The sequence below is a fragment of the Paenibacillus sp. 1-18 genome (genome assembly GCF_000520755.1).
GTDB lineage: Bacteria > Bacillota > Bacilli > Paenibacillales > Paenibacillaceae > Paenibacillus > Paenibacillus brasilensis.
The window spans coordinates 1-1,151 of record NZ_ASSB01000155.1 but is presented as its reverse complement, the minus strand read 5'-3'; the positions used below and the strand labels follow the sequence as shown (position 1 = coordinate 1,151).

1 protein-coding gene is annotated in these 1,151 nt (G+C 50.6%); it reads right to left on the bottom strand.

Going from position 1 to position 1,151, the window contains the following annotated elements; translation table 11 throughout:
• On the bottom strand, nt 1-1,151 hold a 1,151-nt coding region (locus L693_RS27935; protein WP_155983804.1), incomplete at both ends, for a polyketide synthase dehydratase domain-containing protein.

Below are 1,151 nucleotides of genomic sequence, written 5' to 3'. Positions count from 1 at the left end.
CTTTCATCCGTACACAAACCATTCCGTTGTCATCACAAAGGTCAATATCGAATTTCTGCTCGATATCCTCTGCTTTGCCACCATTGCTGTACCGGATGAACGCCCACATCTTCGAGGTGCATGTGCTGAAAATCTCCAGCTCTTGAAGTGCCAAAGGCAGGCGAGGCTTGTCATCCACTGTACCGGTTGTCAGCACGGCAGATGCCTTTAACGCAGAATTTATCAGCCCCGGATGCAGGATGAATCGGCTTTCCGTATCCGATGCCGGAGACGGTAAACAAAGCTTTGCCAGAATCTGCCCTTCTCCTGTATGCACGCTCTCTATCCCATAGCGGGTCAAATCATGACCGGCAGCTCCAGCTTTAAACCCTTCTGCTGCAAGGATATTTCTGCTGCACACCTTCTGTACCGCTTGTATATCTAGAGCCGGGGCTTTCGAAAGCTGGCAGGGTACGACTATTCCCTGGCTGTATACGAGCTGCTTGGCATCTGCCTTTTCCGGTTCATCACTATATATTTCATAAGCAATCTCTCCGTTTTCCTCCGGGAACAGGCCAATGTTCACCTGCACCGGCTGATTCCTCACAACGGCGGGCTGAGCCCAAACGATATCCTTTAGCCGTATTCCGGCCTGCTCCTCTCTCCATGCTCCCCCCCCATGCTCCACCGCAGCCCGGGCCATCTCAAGGTACGCTGCTCCAGGTACAATCCTCCTCCCGTTAGCCATATCGTTCTCCACGAAAAACTCCTTGCCCGTGAAGGTTGAAGTAAATCTCTGTTCCGAAAGGTCGGACGTATTCCGGTGCAGCAGAGGATGAATCACGGAGGTCTCCGCAGGGGCCACCCGGTTATTGCCGTTATTTTCACCGACTTTATCTACCCAATAGCGTTCTTTTGCAAAAGGGTAGGTGGGAAGGCTGACTTTTCTGCGTTTAGCCGAGCCATAGAGCTTGTCCCAGTCGATCATTACTCCCTTGACCCATAAATCTAAAAGCTTCGGATATTTCCCTTTGATCATCCATGAATCTATTGCTTTTTGCATATCTTCATCCGCTGCAAAAATAGCTGAGGTTCCCTTATTCTGTTTAATTTTCCCGCGGAATACATGATCAATCCCATCCTGTCCTGCCGCAAAGCCCCGCAGTTTTTCC